Origin of the sequence: Arthrobacter sp. StoSoilB20 (assembly GCF_019977295.1) — a bacterium.
Taxonomy (GTDB): Bacteria; Actinomycetota; Actinomycetes; order Actinomycetales; family Micrococcaceae; genus Arthrobacter; species Arthrobacter nicotinovorans_A.
The window spans coordinates 3,401,063-3,427,716 of sequence record NZ_AP024651.1; the positions used below are offsets into that span (position 1 = coordinate 3,401,063).

General features: G+C 61.9%; 22 protein-coding genes. 4 read left to right on the top strand and 18 right to left on the bottom strand.

Translation table 11 applies throughout. The annotated features are described in order from the left end of the window. Genes rplP through rpsJ form a run of 9 tightly spaced genes read right to left on the bottom strand, consistent with a single transcriptional unit; the run spans position 1 to position 4,707 of the window. Complete coding sequence (rplP, locus tag LDN85_RS15470; protein WP_003803795.1) at positions 1-417, bottom strand: 50S ribosomal protein L16; 417 nt, start codon at positions 415-417, stop codon at positions 1-3. Continuing rightward, on the bottom strand, positions 418-1,239 hold the full coding sequence (gene rpsC, locus LDN85_RS15475; protein ID WP_011775589.1) for a 30S ribosomal protein S3: 822 nt from the start codon (positions 1,237-1,239) through the stop codon (positions 418-420). Beyond that, positions 1,240-1,605, bottom strand: a complete 366-nt coding sequence (gene rplV, locus LDN85_RS15480; RefSeq protein ID WP_223943471.1) for a 50S ribosomal protein L22 — start codon at positions 1,603-1,605, stop codon at positions 1,240-1,242. A gap of 38 nt (positions 1,606-1,643) precedes the next feature. Next, positions 1,644-1,925 (bottom strand): 30S ribosomal protein S19, encoded by a 282-nt coding sequence (gene rpsS / locus LDN85_RS15485; RefSeq protein WP_011775591.1) that lies wholly within the window; start codon positions 1,923-1,925, stop codon positions 1,644-1,646. Positions 1,926-1,937: 12 nt separating this feature from the next. Then, positions 1,938-2,777, bottom strand: a complete 840-nt coding sequence (rplB, locus tag LDN85_RS15490; RefSeq protein WP_011775592.1) for a 50S ribosomal protein L2 — start codon at positions 2,775-2,777, stop codon at positions 1,938-1,940. Positions 2,778-2,806: 29 nt separating this feature from the next. Next, complete coding sequence (gene rplW, locus LDN85_RS15495) at positions 2,807-3,112, bottom strand: 50S ribosomal protein L23 (RefSeq protein WP_011775593.1); 306 nt, start codon at positions 3,110-3,112, stop codon at positions 2,807-2,809. Beyond that, complete coding sequence (gene rplD / locus LDN85_RS15500; protein WP_026539808.1) at positions 3,109-3,726, bottom strand: 50S ribosomal protein L4; 618 nt, start codon at positions 3,724-3,726, stop codon at positions 3,109-3,111. Before rplD ends, rplW begins: the two co-directional genes overlap by 4 nt. Positions 3,727-3,730: 4 nt before the next feature. Further along, a complete protein-coding gene (gene rplC, locus LDN85_RS15505) occupies positions 3,731-4,381 on the bottom strand; it encodes a 50S ribosomal protein L3 (protein WP_026539807.1) in 651 nt (216 codons plus the stop codon). A 17-nt stretch (positions 4,382-4,398) separates the two neighbouring features. Then, entirely contained in the window at positions 4,399-4,707 is a 309-nt protein-coding gene (gene rpsJ, locus LDN85_RS15510; protein ID WP_003803825.1) for a 30S ribosomal protein S10, read from the bottom strand. 395 nt (positions 4,708-5,102) lie between these two features. On the opposite strand from rpsJ, the gene LDN85_RS15515 reads away from it, so the two are divergent. After that, positions 5,103-6,536: a GH1 family beta-glucosidase gene (locus LDN85_RS15515; protein WP_223943472.1), complete on the top strand. Its 1,434-nt coding sequence runs from the start codon at positions 5,103-5,105 to the stop codon at positions 6,534-6,536. A 33-nt stretch (positions 6,537-6,569) separates the two neighbouring features. Here the strand turns inward: LDN85_RS15515 and LDN85_RS21940 are convergent, their stop codons facing one another. Together LDN85_RS21940 and LDN85_RS15520 are read right to left on the bottom strand one after the other, a co-directional pair. Next, positions 6,570-6,695 (bottom strand): hypothetical protein, encoded by a 126-nt coding sequence (locus tag LDN85_RS21940; protein WP_256378464.1) that lies wholly within the window; start codon positions 6,693-6,695, stop codon positions 6,570-6,572. Between the two features lie 28 nt (positions 6,696-6,723). Beyond that, positions 6,724-10,917, bottom strand: coding sequence for a hypothetical protein (locus tag LDN85_RS15520; protein ID WP_223943473.1), 4,194 nt, complete (start codon positions 10,915-10,917; stop codon positions 6,724-6,726). A 228-nt stretch (positions 10,918-11,145) separates the two neighbouring features. Here LDN85_RS15520 and LDN85_RS15525 point away from each other — a divergent pair, with 228 nt between their 5' ends. Beyond that, on the top strand, positions 11,146-11,340 hold the full coding sequence (locus LDN85_RS15525) for a hypothetical protein (RefSeq protein ID WP_223943474.1): 195 nt from the start codon (positions 11,146-11,148) through the stop codon (positions 11,338-11,340). A gap of 169 nt (positions 11,341-11,509) precedes the next feature. On the opposite strand, the gene tuf is transcribed toward LDN85_RS15525, so the two are convergent. The 6 genes from tuf to rpoB form a co-directional block, all read right to left on the bottom strand. After that, on the bottom strand, positions 11,510-12,700 hold the full coding sequence (tuf, locus tag LDN85_RS15530) for an elongation factor Tu (protein ID WP_011775598.1): 1,191 nt from the start codon (positions 12,698-12,700) through the stop codon (positions 11,510-11,512). 231 nt (positions 12,701-12,931) lie between these two features. Then, positions 12,932-15,046 (bottom strand): elongation factor G, encoded by a 2,115-nt coding sequence (gene fusA / locus LDN85_RS15535; protein ID WP_026539805.1) that lies wholly within the window; start codon positions 15,044-15,046, stop codon positions 12,932-12,934. Positions 15,047-15,115: 69 nt separating this feature from the next. After that, the gene (gene rpsG, locus LDN85_RS15540; protein WP_003803829.1) at positions 15,116-15,586 is read right to left on the bottom strand and encodes a 30S ribosomal protein S7; all 471 of its coding nucleotides are present in this window, start codon (positions 15,584-15,586) and stop codon (positions 15,116-15,118) included. A gap of 1 nt (position 15,587) precedes the next feature. Beyond that, complete coding sequence (gene rpsL / locus LDN85_RS15545) at positions 15,588-15,962, bottom strand: 30S ribosomal protein S12 (protein ID WP_009358312.1); 375 nt, start codon at positions 15,960-15,962, stop codon at positions 15,588-15,590. Between the two features lie 416 nt (positions 15,963-16,378). Continuing rightward, positions 16,379-20,278: a DNA-directed RNA polymerase subunit beta' gene (locus LDN85_RS15550; protein ID WP_026539804.1), complete on the bottom strand. Its 3,900-nt coding sequence runs from the start codon at positions 20,276-20,278 to the stop codon at positions 16,379-16,381. Positions 20,279-20,381: 103 nt separating this feature from the next. Continuing rightward, positions 20,382-23,888 (bottom strand): DNA-directed RNA polymerase subunit beta, encoded by a 3,507-nt coding sequence (gene rpoB, locus LDN85_RS15555; RefSeq protein ID WP_026539803.1) that lies wholly within the window; start codon positions 23,886-23,888, stop codon positions 20,382-20,384. Positions 23,889-24,375: 487 nt separating this feature from the next. Between rpoB and LDN85_RS15560 the strand changes: the two genes are divergently transcribed. Then, positions 24,376-25,575 carry an acetyl-CoA C-acetyltransferase gene (locus LDN85_RS15560; RefSeq protein ID WP_026539802.1) on the top strand — a complete coding sequence of 400 codons (1,200 nt, stop codon included), beginning with the start codon at positions 24,376-24,378 and terminating at the stop codon, positions 25,573-25,575. A gap of 47 nt (positions 25,576-25,622) precedes the next feature. Next, positions 25,623-26,108, top strand: a complete 486-nt coding sequence (locus tag LDN85_RS15565) for a YbaK/EbsC family protein (RefSeq protein WP_026539801.1) — start codon at positions 25,623-25,625, stop codon at positions 26,106-26,108. A gap of 133 nt (positions 26,109-26,241) precedes the next feature. Here the strand turns inward: LDN85_RS15565 and rplL are convergent, their stop codons facing one another. Further along, positions 26,242-26,619: a 50S ribosomal protein L7/L12 gene (rplL, locus tag LDN85_RS15570; protein WP_011775604.1), complete on the bottom strand. Its 378-nt coding sequence runs from the start codon at positions 26,617-26,619 to the stop codon at positions 26,242-26,244. Between the last annotated feature and the right edge of the window lie 35 nt (positions 26,620-26,654).

The window sequence follows — 26,654 nt, forward strand, 5'->3', positions numbered from 1 at the left end:
CTATTCACCACCTTCGCGACGCACAATGCGTGCCTTCAACGGGAGCTTGTGGATTGCCAGGCGCAGGGCCTCGCGAGCTACCTCTTCATTGACACCGGAGAGTTCGAAGAGAACCCGGCCCGGCTTGACGTTTGCGACCCACCATTCCGGAGAACCCTTACCGGAACCCATGCGGGTTTCGGCAGGCTTCTTCGTCAGCGGACGGTCCGGGTAGATGTTGATCCAGACCTTGCCGCCACGCTTGATGTGGCGGGTCATCGCGATACGAGCGGACTCGATCTGACGGTTGGTTACGTATGCCGGGCTCAGAGCCTGGATACCGTACTCACCGAAGCTGACCTTGGTGCCGCCCGTAGCAGCGCCGGAACGACCCGGGTGGTGCTGCTTACGGTGCTTGACTCGACGTGGGATAAGCATTTAAGCCTGTCCTCCTTCTGCTGCAGGAGCAGCAGCTTCAGCGGCCGGTGCTTCAACGGCAGCAGGTGCTGCCTCAGCTGCCGGACGGTCGTTACGACGACGGCGGTCGCCACCCGGGCGGCCCGGACGGTCTCCTGCACGGCCACGGGACGGAGCAGCAGCTGCCTGCTGAGCCAGTTCCTTGGCAGTTACGTCACCCTTGTAGATCCAAACCTTCACACCGATACGGCCGAAGGTGGTCTTGGCTTCGTAGAAGCCGTAGTCGATGTTCGCGCGGAGGGTGTGCAGGGGCACACGGCCTTCGCGGTAGAACTCCGAGCGGGACATTTCTGCGCCACCCAGACGACCCGAGCAAGCAACACGGATGCCCTTGGCACCCGCACGCTGTGCGGACTGCATTGCCTTCTTCATCGCACGGCGGAAAGCCACGCGGGAAGTCAGCTGCTCAGCGATGCCCTGGGCAACAAGCTGTGCTTCCATCTCGGGGTTCTTGACCTCGAGGATGTTCAGCTGAACCTGCTTGCCGGTGAGCTTTTCGAGCTCGCCGCGGATGCGGTCTGCTTCTGCGCCGCGGCGGCCGATGACGATGCCCGGGCGTGCCGTGTGGATGTCCACGCGGACACGGTCACGGGTGCGCTCGATTTCGACCTTGGCGATGCCGGCGCGCTCCATGCCGGTGGACATGAGCTGACGGATCTTGATGTCCTCGCGGACGAAGTCCTTGTAGCGCTGTCCGGGCTTGGTGCTGTCAGCGAACCAGTGCGAAACGTGGTCGGTGGTGATGCCGAGTCGGAACCCGTGCGGGTTTACTTTCTGTCCCACTTAGCGAGCCTCCTCTTTCTCCGGGGTTGCGACAACCAGCGTGATGTGGCTGGTCCGCTTCCTAATGCGGTAGGCGCGGCCCTGGGCACGCGGCTGGAACCGCTTCATGGTCGGGCCTTCATCAACAAATGCTGCGGTGATGAAGAGGTCGCTGTCGTCGAATGCAACGCCGTCACGGTCCGCGAGGACACGTGCGTTGGCCATTGCCGACTGAAGTACCTTGAATACCGGCTCCGAAGCTGCCTGGGGGGCAAACTTCAGAATTGCCAGAGCCTCATTCGCTTGCTTACCACGAACAAGGTTGACGACGCGCCGGGCCTTCATAGGCGTTACGCGGATGTGACGCGCAATAGCCTTGGCTTCCATTGCTTTCCTTCTCTCGTCTAAGACGTAAAGTCAGGCGCCTAGCGGCGCTTGCCCTTACGGTCGTCCTTAACATGGCCGCGGAATGTCCGCGTGGGAGCGAATTCGCCGAGCTTGTGCCCGACCATCGACTCTGTGACAAACACCGGGATGTGCTTGCGTCCGTCGTGTACGGCGATCGTGTGCCCGAGCATGTCGGGGATGATCATCGAACGGCGGGACCAGGTCTTGATGACGTTCTTGGTGCCCTTATCGTTTTCCCGTGCGACCTTCACAAAGAGGTGCTGGTCAACGAAAGGACCTTTTTTCAGGCTGCGTGGCATGTGTCCAGGCTCCTATCGCTTGTTCTTGCCAGTACGGCGGCGACGAACAATAAGCTTGTCGCTCTCTTTGTTCGGACGGCGGGTACGGCCCTCGGGCTTGCCGTTCGGGTTAACCGGGTGACGTCCACCGGAAGTCTTACCTTCACCACCACCGTGCGGGTGGTCAACCGGGTTCATGGCTACACCACGGACGGTCGGGCGAACGCCCTTCCAGCGCATGCGGCCGGCCTTGCCCCAGTTGATGTTCGACTGCTCGGCGTTGCCGACCTCGCCGACGGTTGCGCGGCAGCGCACGTCAACGTTGCGGATTTCACCGGAGGGCAGACGCAGCTGGGCGAAACGGCCTTCCTTGGCAACGAGCTGTACCGAAGCACCTGCGGAACGTGCCATCTTGGCGCCGCCACCCGGACGCAGTTCAACTGCGTGGATTACGGTACCAACCGGGATGTTGCGCAGCGGCAGGTTGTTGCCCGGCTTGATGTCAGCGTCGGGACCAGCCTCGACGAAGTCACCCTGGGACAGCTTGTTGGGGGCGATGATGTAACGCTTGGTGCCATCAACGTAGTGCAGGAGTGCGATGCGAGCCGTGCGGTTCGGGTCGTACTCGATTTCGGCAACGCGGGCGTTGATGCCGTCCTTGTCGTGACGACGGAAGTCGATCAGACGGTACTGGCGCTTGTGCCCACCACCCTTGTGACGGGTGGTGATCTTACCGGAGTTGTTACGGCCGCCTGTTTTGTGCAGCGGACGCAGCAACGACTTTTCCGGAGTCGATCGCGTGATTTCAGCAAAGTCGGCTACGCTCGAGCCACGACGGCCCGGGGTAGTCGGCTTGTATTTACGGATTCCCATAATTTATTTCCTCGTTAAAGTGGTCTCCGCTACGCGAGCGGACCGCCGAAGATGTCGATTGTGCCTTCTTTGAGGGTGACAATTGCACGCTTGGTGCTCTTGCGCTGTCCCCAGCCGAATTTGGTGCGCTTGCGCTTACCGGCACGGTTGATGGTGTTGATCGAGTCAACCTTGACCGAGAAGATCTTCTCAACGGCCAATTTGATCTCGGTCTTGTTCGAGCGAGGGTCCACCAGGAAGGTGTACTTGCCTTCGTCGATCAGACCGTAGCTCTTTTCCGAAACGACGGGTGCAAGCACGACGTCGCGCGGGTCCTTGATGGTGGTCACGCTCACTTGGAGGCCTCCTCGTTCTTTGCCTTGTCAGCGACGAACGCCTCGAAAGCAGCCTTGGTGAAGACCACGTCGTCGGAGACAAGCACGTCGTAGGTGTTCAGCTGATCTGCGTACAGAACGTGAACATCCTGGAGGTTGCGCACGGACAGTGCAGCAACATCGTTGGCGCGCTCGATAACAACGAGCAGGTTCTTGCGCTCAGTAACGGAGCGCAGCGAAGCCAGTGCTTCCTTGGCGGACGGCTTGGTGCCGGCTACCAGTTCAGCGATGACGTGGATGCGGCCGTTGCGGGCGCGGTCAGACAGGGCGCCGCGGAGTGCAGCAGCCTTCATCTTCTTGGGGGTGCGCTGGCTGTAGTCACGAGGGGTCGGACCGTGGACAACGCCACCGCCGGTCATGTGAGGAGCACGGATGGAACCCTGACGGGCGCGGCCGGTACCCTTCTGCTTGAACGGCTTGCGACCTGCACCGGAAACCTCGGCGCGGGTCTTCGTCTTGTGGGTACCCTGGCGTGCAGCAGCGAGCTGTGCGACGACGACCTGGTGCAGCAGCGGCACGTTGGTCTGGACGTCGAAGATCTCTGCAGGCAGGTCTACCTTGACAGTGCTAGTCATTGAACTAGGCTCCCTTCACGGCGGTGCGTACGAGTACGACCTGGCCGCGGGCGCCGGGAACGGCACCCTTGATAAGGAGCAGCGACTTCTCAACGTCAACAGCGTGAACGGTGAGGTTCAGCGTGGTGTGACGTTCGGCGCCCATGCGGCCGGCCATTTTCAGGCCCTTGAAGACGCGGCTCGGGGTGGATGCGCCACCGATGGAGCCAGGCTTACGGTGGTTCTTGTGGGCACCGTGGGAAGCGCCAACGCCGTGGAAGCCGTGACGCTTCATAACACCGGCGAAGCCCTTACCCTTTGAGGTGCCGACGACGTCGATCTTCTGGCCGGCTTCGAAGATCTCAACAGAGAGCTCCTGGCCCAGCTCGTAGGATGCGGCGTCTGCGGTACGCAGTTCGACGACGTGGCGGCGAGGGGTGACGCCGGCCTTTTCAAAGTGACCAGCCAGCGGCTTGGTGACCTTGCGGGGGTCGATCTGGCCGTAGCCGATCTGTACGGCGACGTAGCCATCCACCTCTGCGTTGCGCAGCTGGGTGATGACGTTGGAGTCAGCCTGGACAACAGTTACCGGGATGAGCTTGTTGTTCTCGTCCCAGACCTGGGTCATGCCGAGCTTCGTGCCCAGCAGGCCCTTTACGTTACGGGTTGCGGTCATAGTCTCTCAGCACCTCCCTAGAGCTTGATTTCGATGTTCACGTCTGCAGGCAGATCGAGACGCATAAGCGAGTCGACGGCCTTCGGCGTGGGGTCGATGATGTCGATCAGACGCTTGTGAGTACGCATTTCGAAGTGCTCACGGCTGTCCTTGTACTTGTGAGGAGAGCGAATAACGCAGTAAACGTTCTTCTCCGTGGGCAGCGGCACCGGGCCGACTACCGTTGCGCCTGCGCGCGTGACCGTCTCAACGATCTTCCGCGCTGAAACATCAATGACCTCGTGGTCATATGACTTCAGCCGGATGCGGATTTTTTGTCCCGCCATGTCGCCTGACTCTCTTTCAGCTAGTGCTGCTCTAGTTAGGGCTGCTCTGTTTACTTACCTGTTGATGTGGCCGCCGAAGCGTTTGAGGTTTTACCACCACACGCCGCACAAGCTGAATCCGGATATTCCGGGTTCCTCAACCTGCCGGCGCACCGACCCCCGCGGTCGGGCGTGTCGCGATTTCCACGCAGACTCGACCGCATTCCATGGGGTTCAGGGTTATGTTTGGGCTTCAACCTGGACCCTGACACCCGGCATTATCCGGATCGGGACACGAAGAAGCGCTTGAACAACTCATCCAGTATGGCGGAAATATGGGGTAAAGGCCAATCGGAGGCGGAAGAGCCCCCTGCAGGGCCATTGCCCGGCGGTCTGCGCCTGAGGAAGATGGGTGCATGACGGTCCAGGATTCAGGCTCGGTGGAAGATCTGGCCGCGCGGCTGCGCCCCGGTTTCACGCTGGGAGTGGCCTCGGCTGCTTTCCAGATTGAAGGATCACTGACGGCCGATGGCCGTGGCCCTTCGGGTTGGGATGCGTTTGCGGAAAAGCCAGGAGCAATAGTCGACGGCGGCTCCCCCAGCGTAGCGTGCGACCATTACAACCGCGCTGATGAAGACATCGCCTTGATGCAGGAACTCGGCGTGGACTCCTACCGTTTCTCGCTGTCCTGGCCGAGGATCCAGCCTGGCGGCAAAGGTTCAGTCAACCAGCGCGGGTTGGATTTCTACGACCGGCTGATAGACAAACTCCTGGCCGCAGGCATCTCCCCCATGGCTACCCTGTACCACTGGGATACCCCGTTGGAACTGGAGCACGCCGGCGGGTGGATGAACCGTGATACTGCCGAGCGCTTTGCGGTTTACTGCGCCGCCGCTGCACAACGGTTCGGAGACCGCGTGGATCATTGGGTCACCATGAACGAGCCCGTGTCAGTCACGGTGCAGGGGTACTCCCTGGGGGTGCACGCCCCGGGCCGGCAACTCCTGTTCGATTCCCTGCCGGCGGCACACCACCAATTGCTGGGGCACGGAATGGCGGTACGCGCCCTCCGTGATGCGGGCGTCAAAGGACAGATCGGAGTATCCAACATGCACTGCCCCGTGGAGCCCGCCGGCACCAGCCTCGGCGACCGGCTGATGGCGCAGGCGCTGGACCTGATCCTCAACCGCATCTATGCCGATGCCATACTCCTTGGCCAGTACCCCAGGCCACCCCTGCCCATGAAACCTTGGTTCCGCTCCCTTGGTACTGTCCACGACGGCGATCTCGAGCTGATCAGCCAGCCGTTGGATTTCTACGGACTCAACTACTACTACCCCGTCAAGGTCGCTGCGGGTCCGGGCCCGGCGGAGATCCCCACGGGAACCTCTCCCGAGATGACCAAGGTCCCGTTCCACCTGGCGGCGTACCAGGAGTACGACACCACCGGATTCGGCTGGCCTGTTGCACCGCAGTATCTGGCGTTGTTGCTAAGGGAGATGAAGGACAGGTACGGAGAGGCCCTTCCCCCGCTCTACATCACCGAAGGCGGTGCCAGTTTTCCGGAACCGCCCCACGTTGACGGCCCGGTCCAGGACACCAACCGCATCTCCTACCTCGCCGAGCACCTTGGCCACGCCCTGACCGCAACCGGCCCGGGCGGGATTGCCGAGGATGTGGATCTGCGCGGCTATTACGTCTGGACACTTCTGGACAACTTTGAGTGGGCCGCAGGCTATTCACAGCGCTTCGGGCTGGTCCACGTCGACTTCCACACCTTGGAACGGACACCCAAAGAATCCTATTACTGGCTGCGCGCGCTGGAGAGGGCACGTAGCCGTGAACCGTGAGCCCTCACCACCCAACCAGGTTAAAACGACGGGCTAATTGTTCTTGTTGGCACGCCGGATCCGCTTGGCGCGCTCAATTTCGCTCCGAAAGTTCTTGCGGCCCCACAGCACACCACCACCGACTGCGGCAATGACTGCCAGGAAAATCAGGAATTCCATACTGCGCTCCTCTTCGTAGACTGCCAGATTATCGGATTCCGTCCTTCTCCTGTCCCCACGGGGTGGGGCCAGGCATGGCATTGTTCGGTGGACCGTCCTGCGCCGATGCACTGTCCGGGCTGGCACCATCCGGCCGTCCGCCCTGCTGCGGCACACCACCAGGCACGCCACCCGACCAACCGCCCTGCTGCGGCACACCACCAGGCACGCCACCCGACCAACCGCCCTGCGGCGGCACACCACCAGGCACACCGCCCGACCAACCACCCTGCGGCGGCACACCACCTGGCCCACCACTAGGCACACCACCCTGCGGCGGCACACCACCTGGCCCACCACTAGGCACACCACCCTGCGGCGGCACGCCACCCGACCATCCGCCCTGGGAAGGCACACCGCCCGACCAACCACCCTGCGGAGCCACCCCACCCGGAGCACCACCCGGCCCACTACCCGGGGCCGCACCTCCTGCAGGTGCCTGAGGCTTCCTGTTCAGGCGCCAAACGGCCAGGACAATCAGTGCCAGGGCGACCAACGCAAGCATGGCGAACGCGTACGAACGCAGCGCCCACATAACGCTGAGCGCTACGCCTGCAGCACCCCACCACACCATGGCCCTCTCGGCCAGCAGCAACCCGGCAACAAGAAGCACCGCGTGCCCTACCAGGACATACAGTTGCTGGGGGGCGGTCCCGCCGAAGATGGTTCCCAAAGACGTCGTCGACAGCAGACCCGCGGCAATGCAGAGCCGGAGCAGGCCTTCGCTGCGCTGCCCCTTGATGTAGCGCATCCCTGCTAAAACAGCCGCGGCCAGGACGTACCACTGCACTGCCCAGAACCAGTCCGGTGCGGCGTCGCCAACGAAGAGCACAGCCCGCTGAAGGGCTGCCAGGGAGACCAGCGCCGCTACTTCACCCGTCAACCATTTATTGAAGGGCGTCTCAACAACAATCAACACACCGGTAGCGACCACCAGGACAAATCCCACCCAGGACGTCTGATCACGAATCATCCCAGCAGTGGCCGATGAAGCCAGGGCTACGGCCGCTGTTGCCGCGAGGGCATTTCGCCGCAACGGCTGCAGGAGAACCGCAGCCCCGCCCAGCCACTTCATCGCGTAAAGAAGCACGGCCGTACCAACACCACCTACGAGCCAAGGTGCGTAATCGCTCCACACTCCAAGTGCAGCACCCGGGAGCAAACCGTCGACGGCGGGAACGGCGCCCACCAGCACGGACGGGGCGGCACCGAGGTACATCGCCGGCAACTGCTCAACATGCGAGGCAGCGAACAGCACTGCTGCGAGGACCAGCACCGCCAGCCCGGTCAGGGCGTTTGAGACGTCAAGGGCCAACAGGCCCCCGGTCATGACGAAGGCAAGCGATGCAATGAACCAGAACCAGCGCTCGGCAACGTGGGCTGGGGTTTGTCCGGCGCGGATGACGGCATACACAACCCGGGCAACCACAATCACGACGGCAAGCCCCAAAAGCACCACCGGCACTTGTGCCCTGTCCAGAAGTGGTTGGAACAACCATGTGCCCGCCGGGAACGCCAGGGACGGTCCGGCAGCAATCACGCCCCCTGCCATGGCTGCGGCACTGAAGTATTGGGATCCCCGGACGCCCAGGAGACGCCAAACGATCGCGGCGGAGGCTGCGGAGAGCGCCAACTGGACGATAACCACCCAACGGCCACCGCCGTCGTAGGATCCCGCGAGCAGGTACACCGCGGGCAACAGGAGCTGGGCCGCCAAAGCAGCCCAGACCGCCGACTGCTGGAAGGCAATGTCCAGGCCTCGGCTGCGTTGGATCCACGTGATTGCGTGCTGCAGCACAAGGACCACGGCCATGGTCATGGAAACCGTGGTGGTCGACTCTGAGAGATCGCCCACCAGGACTCCGATGAAAGCCAAGGACAAAACACGCAGGCCCAGCATGTAGGCGCCACGAACGTAGCGGCCCTTTTCCACTGCCACCATGAAGCCGCTGTAGGCTGCGAAGACTCCTAGGAGAATCTCCACATCCCGGACACTTCCGAAGCGCAGGGCAAGGAGCAGCCCGAGGGTCACGGGCGCGAAGATCCAGGCCGCCGGGTGCCGTCTCAGGACTACGCCGCAGAGAACTGCCGCGAGAGCAGTCGAAATTGCCACCACCCCGGGTTGCCAACCCCCACGCAGGAACTGCTCTCCCGAGCCGGCGGAAACTGTCAGGATGGTCGCCGCTCCGGCCATCACCGCTACCACCACGTAGGCATCCACCATGGAAGCGTGCGGGAAGCGTCGGCGGATATTTTGCTGCAGCGGCAGGACCAGTTGCAGAGCCGCCACTCCTGCTACCACCAACGCCACAGTGGGAAGTTCGCCGGCGACGCCAACGCTCCAACCACGCCGCAGCGCCTCCAGGTAGGCCGAACCGGCCAGGACGGTACCTGCCACCCGTGCCAGCCACCAGTAGGACTGGCGGTGGAAGGAAGCGGGAATTCGGAGGGCGGTGGCGGCAAAGTACGCCACCGCTGCCAGGAGCACCACGTTTGCCAACGCCATTGAGACGGCGGCCCACGCAACCCCTCCAGCAACCATGACCGACGCCGGGGCGACGACTTCGCCGAGGGTAGGGCGCCAACTCCCCGCCGCAGCGCTGTCCTGCCGTGACGGCGGAAACAACAATGCACCAGAGGCCACACCGGCAAACAACACCAGGAGCACGGCCGTGACAATGAAGGGATGACCGGCAGTACGGTCCACCAATGGCAGAACCAGCAAGCCTGCTGCAGCGAGCCCCCAGAACCCGGAAAGTGTAGCCTGCGGAGCAAGCAGTTCCACCCCCGCACGCTTCAGGCACGCACTGGCCAGTTGCTGCGCAGCTGCTGCTGCAACGAGGGCAACCAAGGAAACGGCAATCCTGTCCGGACTGTCCGGGAAGATACCGGCAACTGCGATGGGCACCGCCGCCGTTGCCGCTGTTCGTGCTGCTAGGACCAGCACAGGCCTGAAGGAGACCGGATGCACGGCCGCCCGCACAGACCAATACAGGGCGGCGGATGCCAGCAATGCCGACACCGGCCACGCGCCCAGCAGGCCCATGAACGGCAGGGCCACCGTGAGGACAACTGCGGGCGCAAACTCGGTTCCGGCGCCCAGCTTCCAGCCCACCAGCATTGCCGTCACCATCGTGGCAGCGAGCGGAAGATACGTTGGCAGTTCATAGGTCCCGAGGCCCAACACCACTGTGAGGACGGCAGCGGTGGCCAACTGCAGGCCCAAGCAGGACACGGCGTCGTTCCACCAGTGCCGCAGCTTCAGGGCCCCTCCCCCAAAAGCAACTCCCAAGGATTGAACGCCGCAGCAAATGACTGCCGCAAACAGCACCGTACTCACATCCGAAGTGGTGTCCCACACCAGTCCCAACAACGCCAGCGTCAGGGCCATGCGCGCCGCGTAGACGTGCTGCAGCCTGTACCGGGCCTTCGGAATGAAGGCCATCACGGCAAAGTAGGTGCCACACATCAACATGACCAGCGGGTATTCGCCCCGGGCAAGGAGTTGTGGGGTGACCGTCACAGCCAGCGCCACCAAGGGAACCACATAGGGATGGAGCACCATCAGCGGACGGACATAGAGCGGCGGCAACCACCTGGGTCGAACCAACGCTCCCAACGTGAGCACAATGGCGATTCCAATCAACGCCGTGAAATACCAGACCAAAGCGCCGCCGAGCACGGACACTCCGGACCAGGCTGTCGAGACAACGAAACTGAGGGAAAGGAAGGCCAGGACCTTGTTGTCCAGCCGTACTGCTGTGTAGGCATATACGGCGGTCCCCAAAATTGAGGTCACCAGCCATGCTGCCGGACCGTTGGGCAGTACGAAGTTGTACATGGCGAGCCCTGTTACGGGGATCAGGGCCAAGCCCGTTCCAACGAACGCAATTGCGGCAGGACGCAGGCGCGGCAGTTTGGCGTGGATGATCAACCCGGCGACGTAGAACAGGGTGGTAATGAAACAGATGCCTGCGAAACGGAACAGTTCCGGCAGGCTTGTCCCGACGAACAAGGCACCGGCTGCCACCAGCAGAAGACTGGCGACGTAGAGCGTGATGTTGATGTTCTGCTGGTCACGCTTGGCTTTGCGCGCGGCTGCCGCCTCCGGAGTTTCCCGCGCAATGGGAACCTGCTGGCGCACTGCCGGTTGCGGCTGTACCGTCGCGGGACGCTGCGGCACCGAGGGAGGTTGGGAACCCGACGCCGGACTGGGGACCGGGGCTGCAAAGGGCGCACCCACGTGTGCCGCCGGAAACGCGGGAGGCAGGAGGGGTGACTGATTGGACGTCGGCCTGGGGGCAGGCGCGTCGAAGGGTGCACCCACGTGTGTTGGAGGATGCAATGGTGGCGAAGGAGGCGCGGTGGGGCCGCCTGCCGGCGAAACTGTTGGCCCCGGAGGAGCAGGCGCTTGAGACCCCGGAACGGCTCCCTGCATCTTGGCTTCGGCATCGCGCCAACCCGCCATATGGCCGGCCAAGTAGCCCGCCTGATAGGCACGTTGTTGTTGAACCATGGCTACGGCGGCGGTGGCTTCTTTCCGCCCTCGACCCCGCCCTATGGCATTACCCACCGCCCACGAGACAGCAAGGAGTATCAGTACTAGCAGGACTTCCATGGGCCACTCCTTGACGTCACGGGCAGTCGACACACTCCCCCGCGTTTATCCAATCGATAGAGTAACAGTACCAAAAAGAACCCCACCGCCGAAACGGTGGGGTTCTTCCTGAATGACTACCGGCTGGGCCGGAAGGTCACAGATCTACAAGTAGTGACTACTTGATGATGCTGGTGACACGTCCTGAACCAACGGTGCGGCCGCCTTCGCGGATAGCGAAGCCGAGGCCCTCTTCCATAGCGATCGGCTGGATGAGCGCAACGGTCATCTCAGTGTTGTCGCCAGGCATAACCATTTCCGTGCCTTCCGGCAGGGTGATAACGCCGGTTACGTCCGTGGTACGGAAGTAGAACTGCGGGCGGTAGTTGGAGTAGAACGGGTTGTGACGTCCGCCTTCGTCCTTGGAAAGGATGTAGACGTTAGCCTCGAAGTCGGTGTGCGGGGTGATGGAACCCGGCTTGACGACAACCTGGCCACGCTCGACATCGTCGCGCTTCAGACCGCGGAGCAGGAGGCCACAGTTCTCGCCGGCCCATGCTTCGTCGAGCTGCTTGTGGAACATCTCGATACCGGTAACCGTGGTCTTCTGGATCGGGCGGATGCCGACGATCTCAACCTCGGAGTTGATGGCGAGGGTTCCACGCTCGGCGCGGCCCGTAACAACGGTGCCACGACCGGTGATCGTGAAGACGTCTTCGATCGGCATCAGGAACGGCTTGTCGCGGTCACGTACGGGGTCCGGAACGGACTCGTCGACAGCTGCCATCAGGTCCTGGACGGACTTGACCCAAACCGGGTCGCCTTCCAGAGCCTTGAGGCCGGAAACGCGAACAACCGGAGCCTCATCGCCATCGAAGCCCTGCGAGCTCAGGAGCTCACGAACTTCCATTTCGACGAGGTCGAGGAGTTCTTCGTCATCAACCATGTCGGACTTGTTCAGTGCGACCAGCAGGTAGGGAACACCAACCTGGCGGGCGAGCAGAACGTGCTCACGGGTCTGAGCCATCGGACCATCGGTTGCAGCAACCACGAGGATTGCGCCGTCCATCTGGGCAGCACCGGTGATCATGTTCTTGATGTAGTCAGCGTGACCCGGGGCGTCTACGTGTGCGTAGTGGCGCTTCTCGGTCTGGTACTCCACGTGGGAGATGTTGATGGTAATACCGCGCTGGCGCTCTTCCGGAGCAGAGTCAATCGACGCGAAGTCGCGCTGCTCGTTGAGATCCGGGTACTGGTCGTACAGCACCTTGGAAATGGCGGCAGTCAGCGTCGTCTTACCGTGGTCAACGTGACCAATGGTGCCGATGTTGACGTGCGGCTTAGTCCGCTCGAACTTTGCCTTTGCCACAGGTTCCTCCTAGAACGATTTCAAGTGAAGTGCTCCTCGGCCGCGCTTTTCGCGGCAGAAACTTTAGCAAGTCTACTTGGGGGCTTGGTTTTGGTGAAATTGCAGATTCAGGAACCAATAGTAGTTCCTCGAGCCTGTTTGCGCAGGGGCCGGGCTGCGGCTCTCGCCGCAGCCCCGCCTCACGCGCTTAGATGCCTTCCCGATTCCGGAATTGCATCCGTTACCGGGAGATTACTCGCCGCGGGTTTTCTGGATGATCTCGTCGGCTACTGCCTTCGGGACCTCCGCGTAGCTGTTGAACGTCATGGAGTACACAGCGCGACCCTGGGTCTTGGACCGGAGGTCACCGATGTAGCCGAACATGCCGGACAGCGGAACGTGTGCACGGATAACCTTCACACCTGCTGCGTCTTCCATGGACTGCATCTGGCCACGGCGGGCGTTCAGGTCACCAATAACATCACCCATGTATTCCTCAGGTGTGCGGACCTCAACATCCATCAGCGGTTCAAGCAGAACAGGGTTCGCCTTGCGTGCAGCTTCCTTGAAAGCCATACGGCCGGCGATCTTGAACGCCATTTCCGAGGAGTCAACATCGTGGGACGCGCCATCGATCAGCGTGGCCTTGATGCCGACAACCGGGTAACCGGCCAGGACGCCGTCGTTCAGTGCATCCTGGATACCGGCGTCAACGGACGGGATGTATTCACGCGGAACGCGGCCACCAGTGACCTTGTTCTCGAATGCGTACAGCTCGCCGGAGGCGGTGTCCATGGGCTCGATCGCGATCTGGATCTTTGCGAACTGACCCGAACCACCGGTCTGCTTCTTATGCGTGTAGTCATGACGCTCGACTGCGCGCTTGATGGTTTCGCGGTAAGCAACCTGCGGCTTGCCGACGTTTGCCTCGACCTTGAATTCGCGGCGCATGCGGTCCACCAGGATGTCCAGGTGAAGCTCGCCCATGCCGGCGATGATGGTCTGGCCCGTGTCTTCGTTGAGGGAGACCTGGAAGGTCGGGTCCTCAGCGGAGAGCTTCTGGATGGCCGTGGAGAGCTTCTCCTGGTCACCCTTGGTGTTGGGCTCGATGGCAACCGAGATCACGGGCTCCGGGAAGCTCATGGACTCGAGGACGATCTGGTTGTTGGCATCACACAGGGTGTCACCCGTGGTGGTGTCCTTCAGACCGATCGCTGCGTAGATGTGGCCGGCGGTAGCGCCCTCAACGGGCATTTCCTTGTTGGCGTGCATCTGGAACAGCTTGCCGATACGTTCCTTCTTGCCCTTGGTGGAGTTAACCACCTGGGCGCCGGCCTCAACGTGACCGGAGTACACGCGGACGAAGGTCAGCTGACCGAAGAACGGGTGCGCAGCGATCTTGAAGGCGAGGGCCGAGAACGGCTCGTCAGCAGAAGGCTTACGCGTCAGTTCCTTCTCTTCGTCGCGGGGATCGTGACCGATCATCGGCGGGACGTCGAGCGGGTTCGGCAGGAAGTCAACAACGGCGTCAAGCATCGGCTGGACACCGCGGTTCTTGAAGGCAGAACCACAGAACACCGGGTAGAGCTCGGAGTTGATGGTCATCTTGCGGATGCCGGCCTTCAGTTCCTCAAGGGTGAGTTCTTCACCTTCGAGGTACTTCTCCATGAGCTCTTCGGAAGCCTCGGCCACAGTCTCAACGAGCTGTGCACGGTACTCTTCGGCCTTGGCCTGGAGGTCCGCCGGGATTTCCTGCACTTCGTAGGAAGCGCCCATGGTGACGTCACCCTTAGCGTCGCCAGGCCAAACCAGGGCGCGCATTTCGAGCAGGTCAACAACACCGATGAAGTCGTTCTCGGCGCCGATGGGCAGCTGCATGACCAGCGGCTTGGCACCAAGGCGGGAGATGATGGTGTCTACGGTGAAGTAGAAGTCAGCGCCCAGCTTGTCCATCTTGTTGACGAAGCAGATACGCGGAACGTTGTACTTGTCAGCCTGGCGCCAAACAGTCTCGGACTGCGGCTCCACGCCTTCCTTGCCGTCGAACACTGCAACTGCACCGTCGAGGACGCGCAGGGAGCGCTCAACCTCAACCGTGAAGTCAACGTGGCCCGGGGTGTCGATGATGTTGATCTGGTTCTTGTCCCAGAAGCAAGTCACGGCGGCAGACGTGATGGTGATGCCGCGTTCCTTTTCCTGTTCCATCCAGTCGGTCGTCGAAGCGCCGTCGTGCGTCTCGCCGATCTTGTGGTTCACACCCGTGTAGAACAGGATGCGCTCGGTAGTGGTGGTCTTGCCGGCATCGATGTGGGCCATGATGCCGATATTGCGGACCTTATTAAGGTCGGTAAGCACGTCCTGTGCCACGGGGTCTCCCTTTCGGATGGACTACACGTTCGCCGCCGGCTCAGTGAGCCGGCGGCGTCCGGAAAGTTTTTACCAGCGGTAGTGTGCGAAGGCCTTGTTGGACTCGGCCATCTTGTGGGTGTCTTCGCGACGCTTCACAGCGGCACCAAGACCATTGGAGGCATCCAGGATTTCGTTCTGGAGACGCTCGGTCATGGTCTTCTCGCGGCGGGCCTTGGAGTAGCCCACGAGCCAACGCAGAGCGAGAGCGGTGGAGCGACCCGGCTTGACCTCAACCGGAACCTGGTAGGTAGCGCCACCAACACGGCGTGAACGCACCTCGAGGGAAGGCTTGACGTTGTCCATGGCCTTCTTGAGAGCGGCAACGGGGTCGCCGCCGGACTTGGCACGTGCACCTTCGAGTGCGCCGTAAACGATGCGCTCTGCGGTGGACTTCTTGCCGTCGACAAGAACCTTGTTGATCAGCTGAGTGACCAACGGGGAGCCGTAAACGGGATCGGAAACTAGCGGCCGCTTCGGGGCCGGACCCTTGCGAGGCATATTACTTCTTCTCCATCTTTGCGCCGTAACGGCTGCGGGCCTGCTTGCGGTTCTTGACACCCTGGGTGTCGAGTGCGCCGCGGACGATCTTGTAGCGGACACCCGGAAGGTCCTTCACACGACCACCACGGACGAGCACGATGGAGTGCTCCTGGAGGTTGTGGCCAACACCGGGGATGTAAGCGGTTACTTCCACGCCACCGTTGAGACGCACACGTGCCACCTTACGGAGAGCCGAGTTCGGCTTCTTGGGGGTGGTGGTGTAAACGCGGGTGCAAACACCGCGGCGCATCGGGCTGCCCTTCAGCGCGGGAGCCTTGGTCTTGGAGACCTTCGGCGTGCGGCCCTTGCGGACCAGCTGGTTAATCGTAGGCACTTTCGTGTTCTCCGTTGTTTGATCTCTGCCCCCACACACAGGCGCCAGCCTGGGTAAACGTGGGAACTTTGGCGTTGCTCGTGCAGCCGGCCGAAACTCCGGTAGGCGTGCAAAAGTGCGGCATTCGTTGCGCATGTTGCCCGCAACCCGGAAACAGGCTCCACCCAGCACCATGAGAACAAAACCAAAATGATGCTGCGGCGGCCTTCATCCACTGCCACACAGAACAATTACCAAAAGTCTAGCACGGCTTGATCTGAGGCCTTAATCGGGTGTATGGAGGCCGACGGCGGAAGCGGGCTGCCGCCGTCGTCTTCCACTCCCCCGGGTCAACGCGCGAAAGGCGCACGCGTTAACGGGCCGGACCCCGCACTCAAGAGTGCGGGGTCCGGCCTTTACAGCGTCAACTTACCGGTTTAGCGGAAGTCGTTGCCGAGATCGTAGTCATCCAGCGGGATGGCGTGGAACTCGGGAGCACCGTCGCCACCCAGGGCGTCATAGGAGAAGTCGGTGAAAGCGCTGGGGCCCGTGAACAGGCTTGCCTTTGCTTCTTCCGTCGGCTCCACAGTGACCTCTGTGTAGCGGGGCAGGCCCGTACCAGCCGGGATGAGCTTACCGATGATGACGTTTTCCTTCAGGCCGAGCAGGGGATCGCTCTTGCCTTCCATGGCCGCCTGCGTCAGGACGCGGGTGGTCTCCTGGAAGGAAGCTGCCGACAGCCAGGACTCGGTAGCCAAGGAAGCCTTGGTGATACCCATGAGTTCCGGACGACCAGAAGCCGGGGACTTGCCCTCGGACACGACGCGGCGGTTCTCGTCCTCGAAGCGGGCGCGCTCTGCAAGCTCACCGGGGAGCAGGTCGGAGTCGCCGGATTCGATGACGGTCACGCGGCGCAGCATCTGGCGGACGATAACCTCGACGTGCTTGTCGTGGATACCAATACCCTGGCTGCGGTAAACGCCCTGGACTTCGTCCACAAGGAACTTCTGTGCAGCACGCGGACCCATGATGCGCAGAACCTGCTTCGGGTCCACCGGACCGTTGATCAGCTTCTGGCCGACGCTGACGTGATCGCCATCTTCGATGAGGAGACGTGAACGGCGCAGTACCGGGTAGGCAATCTCTTCGGAACCATCGTCCGGAGTGATGACCAGGCGCATCTGGCGCTCGGACTCTTCGATGGTGATGCGGCCGGCTGCTTCAGCAATCGGTGCGACACCCTTCGGAGTACGGGCTTCGAAGAGCTCCTGGATACGGGGCAGACCCTGGGTGATGTCGTCGCCACCACCGGCGGAAACAGCACCACCGGTGTGGAACGTACGCATGGTCAGCTGCGTACCGGGCTCACCGATGGACTGTGCGGCAATAATGCCCACGGCCTCGCCGATGTCCACGGTCTTGCCGGTGGCCAGCGAACGGCCGTAGCAGAGCGCGCAGGTGCCGACCTTGGACTCACAGGTGAGTACGGAGCGGACCTTGACCTCGGTGATGCCTGCAGCCAGCAGCTGGTCGATAACGACGTCGCCGCAGTCGGTGCCGCCGGCAGCCAGGACGTTGCCCTGGGCATCGACGACGTCGACAGCCAGCGTACGTGCGTAGGCGCTGTTCTCGACGTTCTCGTCCAGGACGAGCTCACCGTTGGAATCCGGCACGGCGATCGGCGTGAGCAGACCGCGCTCGGTACCGCAGTCCTCTTCGCGGACGATGACGTCCTGCGAAACGTCCACCAGACGACGGGTCAGGTAACCCGAGTTGGCGGTACGGAGAGCGGTATCGGCCAGACCCTTACGGGCACCGTGCGTGGCGATGAAGTATTCCAGCACCGACAGGCCCTCGCGGTAGGAGGACTTGATCGGGCGCGGAATGATCTCGCCCTTCGGGTTGGCCACAAGACCACGGATACCCGCGATCTGGCGGACCTGCATCCAGTTACCACGTGCACCGGAGGAGACCATGCGGTTGATGGTGTTCATCGGGGACAGGCTGTCACGCATCGCCTGGGCGATCTCGTTGGTTGCCTTGTTCCAGATTTCGATCAGTTCCTGGCGACGCTCGTCGTCGTCGATCAGGCCCTTGTCGTACTGGCCCTGGATCTTGGCAGCCATGGCTTCGTAACCGGCCAGGATGGCAGGCTTGGAAGTAGGCACCTCGATGTCGGAGATGGCAACCGTGACACCCGAACGGGTGGCCCAGTAGAAGCCTGCGTCCTTGAGGTTGTCCAGCGTTGCCGCCGTAACAACCTTCGGGTAGCGCTCGGCGAGGTCGTTGACGATCCGGGACAGTTCGCCCTTGTCGGCAACAGCCTCTACCCAGGGGTAATCCTCAGGCAGTGTCTGGTTGAAGATGACCTGTCCCAGGGAGGTCTCAACGAGAGCCGGCTGACCGGGCTCCCAACCTTCCGGAGCTTCCCATCCTGCGTAAGGCACGAAGTCATCCAAACGGATCTTGACCTGGGAGTTCAGGTGCAGATCGCGGGCGTCGTAAGCCATGATGGCTTCCGAAACCGAGGAGAAGATACGGCCTTCGCCGGCAGAACCGACGCGCTTGGTGGTCAGGTGGTACAGGCCGATGATCATATCCTGCGAAGGCAGGGTCACCGGACGGCCATCGGACGGCTTCAGGATGTTGTTCGAGGACAGCATCAGGATGCGTGCTTCGGCCTGGGCCTCCGGGCTCAGCGGCAGGTGGACTGCCATCTGGTCGCCGTCGAAGTCAGCGTTGAAGGCGCCACAAACCAGCGGGTGAAGCTGGATTGCCTTGCCTTCCACAAGCTGCGGTTCGAAGGCCTGGATGCCGAGGCGGTGCAGGGTAGGTGCACGGTTGAGCAGCACCGGGTGTTCGGTGATGATCTCTTCCAGAACGTCCCAGACCTGCGGACGGTAACGCTCGACCATGCGCTTTGCCGACTTGATGTTCTGTGCGTGGTTGAGGTCAACCAGGCGCTTCATCACGAACGGCTTGAAGAGCTCCAGGGCCATCTGCTTGGGCAGACCACACTGGTGCAGCTTCAGCTGCGGGCCAACCACGATGACCGAACGGCCGGAGTAGTCAACGCGCTTGCCGAGGAGGTTCTGGCGGAAACGACCCTGCTTGCCCTTGAGCATGTCGCTCAGGGACTTCAGGGGACGGTTGCCAGGACCGGTGACGGGACGGCCACGACGACCGTTGTCGAAGAGGCTGTCAACAGCTTCCTGAAGCATGCGCTTCTCGTTGTTGACGATGATCTCCGGAGCACCGAGGTCAAGCAGACGCTTGAGTCGGTTGTTGCGGTTGATCACACGGCGGTAGAGGTCGTTGAGGTCGGAGGTCGCGAAGCGGCCACCGTCAAGCTGGACCATCGGGCGCAGTTCCGGCGGGATCACCGGAACGGCGTCAAGAACCATGCCGAGCGGGCTGTTGTTGGTGGTCAGGAACGCGTTGACAACCTTCAGGCGCTTCAGGGCACGCGTCTTACGCTGGCCCTTGCCGTTCTGGATGGTGTCGCGCAACGACTCAGCCTCAGCCTGCATGTCGAAGGTCTCAAGACGCTTCTTGATGGCTTCGGCACCCATGGAGCCTTCGAAGTACAGACCGTAGCGGTCGCGCAGTTCGCGGTAGAGGCCTTCATCACCTTCAAGGTCAGCGACCTTGAGGTTCTTGAAGCGGTCCCAGACCTGCTCGAGGCGCTCGATGTCGGCGTCGGCACGCTTGCGGACGTTCGCCATCTGGCGGTCAGCAGAGTCGCGGGCCTTCTTCTTGTCGGCAGCCTTGGCGCCTTCGCCTTCGAGACGGGCAAGCTCGTCTTCAAGATCGCGGGCGATTGTGGCGATGTCGCTGTCGCGGTTGTCCACCATCTGCTTCTTCTCGAGGTCGTGCTCGACCTGGAGGTTCGGCAGTTCGGCGTGACGGGATTCGGTGTCAACGCTGGTGATCATGTAGGCAGCAAAGTAGATGACCTTTTCAAGGTCCTTCGGTGCCAGGTCCAAAAGGTAGCCCAAGCGCGAGGGAACGCCCTTGAAGTACCAGATGTGGGTTACAGGCGCAGCCAGTTCAATGTGGCCCATGCGCTCACGGCGCACCTTGGCGCGGGTGACTTCAACGCCACAACGCTCGCAAATGATGCCCTTGAAGCGGACGCGCTTGTACTTGCCGCAGTAGCATTCCCAGTCGCGGGACGGGCCGAAGATCTTCTCGCAGAAGAGGCCGTCCTTCTCGGGCTTGAGCGTGCGGTAGTTGATGGTTTCCGGCTTCTTGACCTCACCGTAAGACCATCCGCGGATGTCTTCCGCGGTGGCGAGGCCGATCTGCATGAGGCCGAAGGAGGATTCGCTGGACATATGGTCCCTGTTCTCTCTTGTTCTCTAAATTCTGAAGTCTTGGTTACGGGAAGAGGGAGTTGTTCCGACGGACAGTGGTTGAGGCTGCCCGCCGGAACAGCTGCTAGACCTCTTCTACGGAACTGGGCTCTGCACGAGACAGATCGATGCCCAGTTCTTCCGCAGCCGTGAAGACTGCGTCATCAGAGTCACGCATTTCGATCGTGGTTCCGTCGGTGGAAAGAACTTCCACGTTCAGGCACAACGACTGCATTTCCTTGATCAAGACCTTGAAGGACTCGGGAACGCCAGGCTCAGGGATGTTCTCGCCCTTGACGATGGCTTCGTAGACCTTCACACGACCATGGATGTCATCAGACTTGATCGTGAGGAGTTCCTGAAGCGTGTAGGCGGCACCGTAAGCTTCGAGCGCCCACACTTCCATTTCACCGAAGCGCTGGCCACCGAACTGGGCCTTACCACCCAGCGGCTGCTGGGTGATCATGGAGTACGGGCCGGTGGAGCGCGCGTGGATCTTGTCGTCCACCAAGTGGTGGAGCTTCAGGATGTACATGTAACCGACGGAGATCGGGTCCGGGAACGGCTCGCCGGAGCGGCCGTCGAACAGACGGGTCTTGCCGGAGGAATCGATCAGGCGGTCGCCGTCGCGGGTCACGTTGGTGGAGTCAAGCAGGCCAGTGATTTCTTCTTCACGGGCGCCGTCGAACACCGGAGTGGCAACGGTGGTCTGGCCGGTTTCACGGGGCAGGTTGGGCAGGTTCTTGACCCACTCAGGCTCGCCTTCGATCTTCCAACCGGTCTTGGCAACCCAACCGAGGTGGGTTTCCAGGACCTGTCCAACGTTCATTCGACCCGGAACACCAAGCGGGTTCAGGACGATGTCCACCGGGGTACCGTCTGCAAGGAAGGGCATGTCCTCGATCGGGAGGATCTTGGAGATAACACCCTTGTTGCCGTGACGGCCGGCGAGCTTGTCGCCGTCGGTGATCTTACGCTTGGCTGCAACGTAGACGCGGACCAGCTGGTTCACGCCCGGGGGCAGTTCGTCGTCGTTGTCGCGGTCGAAGACGCGCACGCCGATGACCGTACCGGACTCGCCGTGGGGCACCTTCAGCGAGGTGTCGCGGACTTCGCGGGACTTCTCACCGAAGATGGCGCGCAGGAGCCGCTCTTCCGGGGTCAGTTCGGTTTCACCCTTAGGGGTGACCTTTCCGACCAGGATGTCGCCGGCTTCAACCTCGGCACCGATGTGGATGATGCCGCGCTCGTCCAGGCCTGCAAGGACTTCCTCGGACACGTTGGGGATGTCACGGGTGATTTCCTCGGCACCAAGCTTGGTGTCGCGGGCATCAATTTCGTGCTCCTCGATGTGGATGGAGGAAAGAACGTCCTCAGCAACAATGCGCTGCGACAGGATGATGGCGTCCTCGAAGTTGTGGCCTTCCCATGACATGAATGCCACGAGGAGGTTCTTACCGAGGGCCAGTTCACCCTGGTCCGTTGCGGGACCGTCAGCGATGATGCCGCCAACTTCCAGGCGCTGGCCTTCGTTGACCAGTACGCGGTGGTTGTAGCAGTTGCCCTGGTTGGAACGGGCGAACTTGTTGATGCGGTAGTTGGTCTCGGTGCCGTCGTCGTTGATCATGACAACCAGCTCGGCGGAAACCTCGGTGACCACACCTGCCTTCTTCGCGATGACAACGTCACCGGCGTCGACGGCTGCTGCGCGCTCCATGCCGGTGCCCACGAAAGGAGCCTCGGAACGGACCAGCGGCACGGCCTGGCGCTGCATGTTGGCACCCATGAGTGCGCGGTTTGCATCGTCATGCTCGAGGAACGGGATCAGGGCGGTTGCCACGGACACCATCTGGCGCGGGGAAACGTCCATGAACTGGACTTCGCCGGCCGGAACCAGAACGGGCTCGCCTCCACCACCGCGGGCACGGACAAGGACGGTCTCTTCGGAGAACTTCTTGTCAGCATCCAGCGGAGCGTTGGCCTGTGCGATCAGGACCTCAGCTTCGTCGTCGGCGGTCAGGTACTGGACCTCGTCGGAAACGACGCCTTCGGAAACCAGGCGGTACGGCGTCTCGATGAAGCCGAACGGGTTGATGCGGCCGTAGGAGGCCAGCGAACCGATCAGACCAATGTTCGGGCCTTCAGGAGTTTCGATGGGGCACATACGTCCGTAGTGGGACGGGTGAACGTCTCGAACTTCCATGCCTGCACGGTCGCGGGACAGACCACCCGGGCCAAGTGCCGACAGGCGGCGCTTGTGGGTCAAACCCGAGAGCGGGTTGTTCTGGTCCATGAACTGCGACAGCTGGGAGGTTCCGAAGAACTCCTTGATGGCTGCAACAACGGGACGGATGTTGATCAGCGTCTGCGGCGTGATGGCCTCTACGTCCTGCGTGGTCATGCGTTCGCGGACGACGCGTTCCATGCGGGAAAGACCGGTGCGGACCTGGTTCTCGATCAGTTCGCCCACGGCGCGGATGCGACGGTTGCCGAAGTGGTCGATGTCGTCGACGTCAACACGGAGCTCGTGGTCTTCGCCATCGCGCTTGCCCATGAGGGACTTCTCGCCGGCGTGAAGCGCAACGAGGTACTTGATCATGGCGACGATGTCTTCAACGTGCAGGACCGACGCTTCCTTGTCACCAAGGGAGCGGTCAATGCCGAGCTTGCGGTTGATCTTGTAACGGCCAACCTTGGCAAGATCGTAGCGCTTGGCGTTGAAGTACAGGTTGTCCAGCAGCGACTGGGCAGCCTCGACTGTGGGCGGCTCGCCCGGACGCAGCTTGCGGTAGATGTCCAGAAGCGCGTCTTCGCGGGTCTCGGTGGCGTCCTTCTCCAGCGTTGCACGCATGGAGTCGTACTGGCCGAACTCTTCCAGGATCTGGCCTTCGGTCCAGCCGAGGGCCTTCAGGAGAACCGTGACCGACTGCTTGCGCTTGCGGTCGAGGCGAACGCCGACCTGGTCGCGCTTGTCGATTTCGAGTTCGAACCATGCACCACGGGACGGGATGATCTTCGCAGTGAAGATGTCCTTGTCACTGGTCTTGTCAGCAGTGCGCTCGAAGTAGGCGCCCGGCGAACGGACCAACTGGGAGACAACAACACGTTCGGTGCCGTTGACGACGAACGTTCCCTTTTCAGTCATGAGGGGGAAGTCGCCCATGAACACGGTCTGCTGCTTGATTTCGCCCGTGTTGTTGTTCATGAACTCGGCCTTGACATACAGCGGTGCCGAGTAAGTGGCGTCACGGTCTTTGCATTCGGCCATGGTGTACTTCGGGTCAGCGAACTCCGGCTCGGAGAAGCTCAGGGACATGGTGCCCTGGAAGTCCTCGATGGGGGAGATCTCTTCGAAGATGTCGGCAAGTCCGGAGGTGGTGGCGACGCTGAGGTCGCCCTCCTCGACAGCCTTCGCTACCCGCGCCTGCCAGCGTTCGTTTCCGACGAGCCAGTCAAAGCTGTCCGTCTGCAGGGCGAGAAGATTCGGAACGTCAAGCGGTTCGTGAATCTTTGCGAATGAGAGGCGGCGGGTGGCACCATCGGTGCTTGCCGTGTTAGCGGTTTCGTTATTAGAGGTGCTCGAGGCGACCAAGAGGGATCCTTCCACAGACCTTCAGGCGTTTTCAGATCTCCCCCGTTTGCATCCCGCAGAGTGCTCCGCAGGATACTTATTCCGGTTCCGCTATATGACCCGGACCCAGTCCACTCATTGGCTATGCACGTTAAGGAACGGCACGTCAATGGCGCAGCTGAGAGGTAAAGCCCACCGCTATATGAAGGCTGAAGGTTAACAGGGAAGACGCAAATATCTACAATACGGCAAAGCAGCCTTCCTGTCTACCCCAGATCGTCCGTGATTGCAAGCACCGTTGCTGCAGGCACCTAAGCCGGCTGACTCTGCAGCGTCGGCAGGCAGTCCAACTGTCAGTACAGGAGGCAGTCCCGTCCCGACGACGCATCCCTCACCGTTCCCGCCTGCCGGCCACGGAATGCAGCAGCGGGCACAGCCGTTGAAAGGGTAGGCTGGCGCACGCCCCGCGATAGCCTTGCAACACCACTCCCGGATCGGAAGAGAGACCATGACCAACTCCGCTGACGACAATGACGTTGTCATCCTTGCCGCTGCCCGCACCCCACAGGGCCGGCTCAACGGGCAACTGGCGGGATTCACCGCCGTCGACCTTGGCGCGCATGCCATCACCGCGGCCCTCGCGGCCAGCGGCGTGAAAGCAGAACAAGTGGACGCCGTGATCATGGGGCAGGTCCTCCAGGCAGGAGCCGGCCAGAACCCGGCCCGCCAGAGCGCCATTGCCGCGGGGGTGGGCTGGAACATCCCCGCAGTAACCATCAATAAGGTGTGCCTCTCGGGGCTCACTGCAGTCATCGATGCCGCACGAATGATCCGCAGCGGAGATGCCACAGTGGTGGTTGCAGGCGGTCAGGAATCAATGACCCGCGCGCCCCACCTCCTGCCGGGTTCGCGCCAAGGCTGGACATACGGTGCCGTCCAGGCCTTGGATGTTGCCGCGCACGACGGCCTCACGGACGCTTTCGACGGGCAGTCGATGGGGTTGTCCACGGAAACCAAGAACGTGACACTTGGCATTGACCGCAAATCCCAGGACGAAGTGGCCGCTGCCTCCCACCAGCGTGCCGCTGCCGCAATCGCCGACGGAACGTTCGACGTCGAAATTGCTCCGGTGAGCGTCAAGCAGCGCAAGGGTGATCCACTGGTACTCAGCACCGACGAAGGCGTCCGGCCCAACACCACGCTGGAGACCCTGGCCCCGCTCAAGGCCGCATTCGCTACGGACGGCACCATCACGGCCGGCAACTCCTCTCCCCTGTCCGACGGAGCCTCCGCGCTGGTTCTGACCAGCCGACGCTTCGCCGAGGACAACGGCCTGGACTACCTGGCTGTGGTCGGCAAGCCCGGCCAGGTTGCCGGGCCGGACAACTCGCTGCACTCCCAGCCATCCAATGCCATTGCCCAGGCACTGAAAAGGGCCGGCTGGGAAGCGGAAGACCTTGACTTTATTGAAATCAATGAAGCTTTCGGCTCTGTGGCAGTCCAGTCCCTCAAGGACCTGCGCTACCCGCTGGAGAAGTGCAACATCCATGGCGGCGCCATCGCATTGGGCCACCCCATTGGAGCATCCGGAGCGCGGCTCGCGTTGCATGCCGCCCACGAACTCAAGCGCAGGGGAACAGGCAAGGCCGCTGTTTCGCTGTGCGGCGGTGGCGGCCAAGGTGAAGCCCTGCTCCTGTACCGCGACTGACGATCGAACCGGGGCTGAGTCCCAATCCGCAGACGAGGAGAAACGACGTGAATGATCCTGTGACGGACGGGGCCGAACGGTTCCTGTCCGATGCTGCCGCCCGCGGACTGGACGTGGACGTCGTCGAGCGTCCAGCAGCCCGCAGCCTGGAAGAAGCCGCCGGGATCCTGGGCATCAGCCCGGCAGACATCGTGAAGTCGCTGGTGGTCAAGCACCGCGATGGCAGCTTCCTGTTCGCCCTGGTTCCAGGGGACCGCCAGATCTCCTGGCCGAAGCTGCGTGCACTGGTGGGGGTCAACAAGCTCTCACTCCCCCATGCTGACGTTGCGCTGGCCGCTACCGGCTATGAACGGGGAACCATCACACCGCTCGGCAGCACGACGCCGTGGCCCGTGTACGCGGACGCCAGTATCACGGGCCGGCGCATCTCCATGGGAGCCGGCGCCCACGGACGCAGTGCCTTCGTGGATGCAGACGCACTCACAGCCGCGCTCGGCGCGGTGGTGGCGGACATCAGCGAACCCCTCCAATAGCCACGCGGGGTCACTTATGGCCCCCTCAAGGGGGGTTTATCGGGTAATAAGTGACCCTGCGTTGCAGTTAAAAGCAGGAAGCCCCGCCTTCTCCTTCGCAGGAGAGGACGGGGCGTCCACAAGCAGGAACGAGTTACTTGAGGGTAACCGTTGCACCGGCTTCTTCGAGCTGAGCCTTTGCCTTCTCGGCAGCTTCCTTGGTGGCGCCTTCGAGAACAGCCTTCGGTGCGCTGTCAACCAGGTCCTTGGCTTCCTTGAGGCCGAGGGAGGTGATGGCGCGAACTTCCTTGATCACTGCGATCTTCTTGTCGCCAGCAGCTTCGAGAACGACGTCGAATTCGGTCTTCTCTTCAGCAGCTTCAGCAGCTCCGCCAGCGGCGGGGCCGGCAACTGCAACAGCAGCAGCCGTAACTTCGAAGGTCTCTTCGAAGAGCTTGACGAACTCGGAGAGCTCGATGATGGTCAGTTCCTTGAAAGCTTCAATGAGCTCTTCGTTGCTGAGCTTCGCCATGGTGGCGTCCTTCCATTAGTTGGTACAGGCGCGGA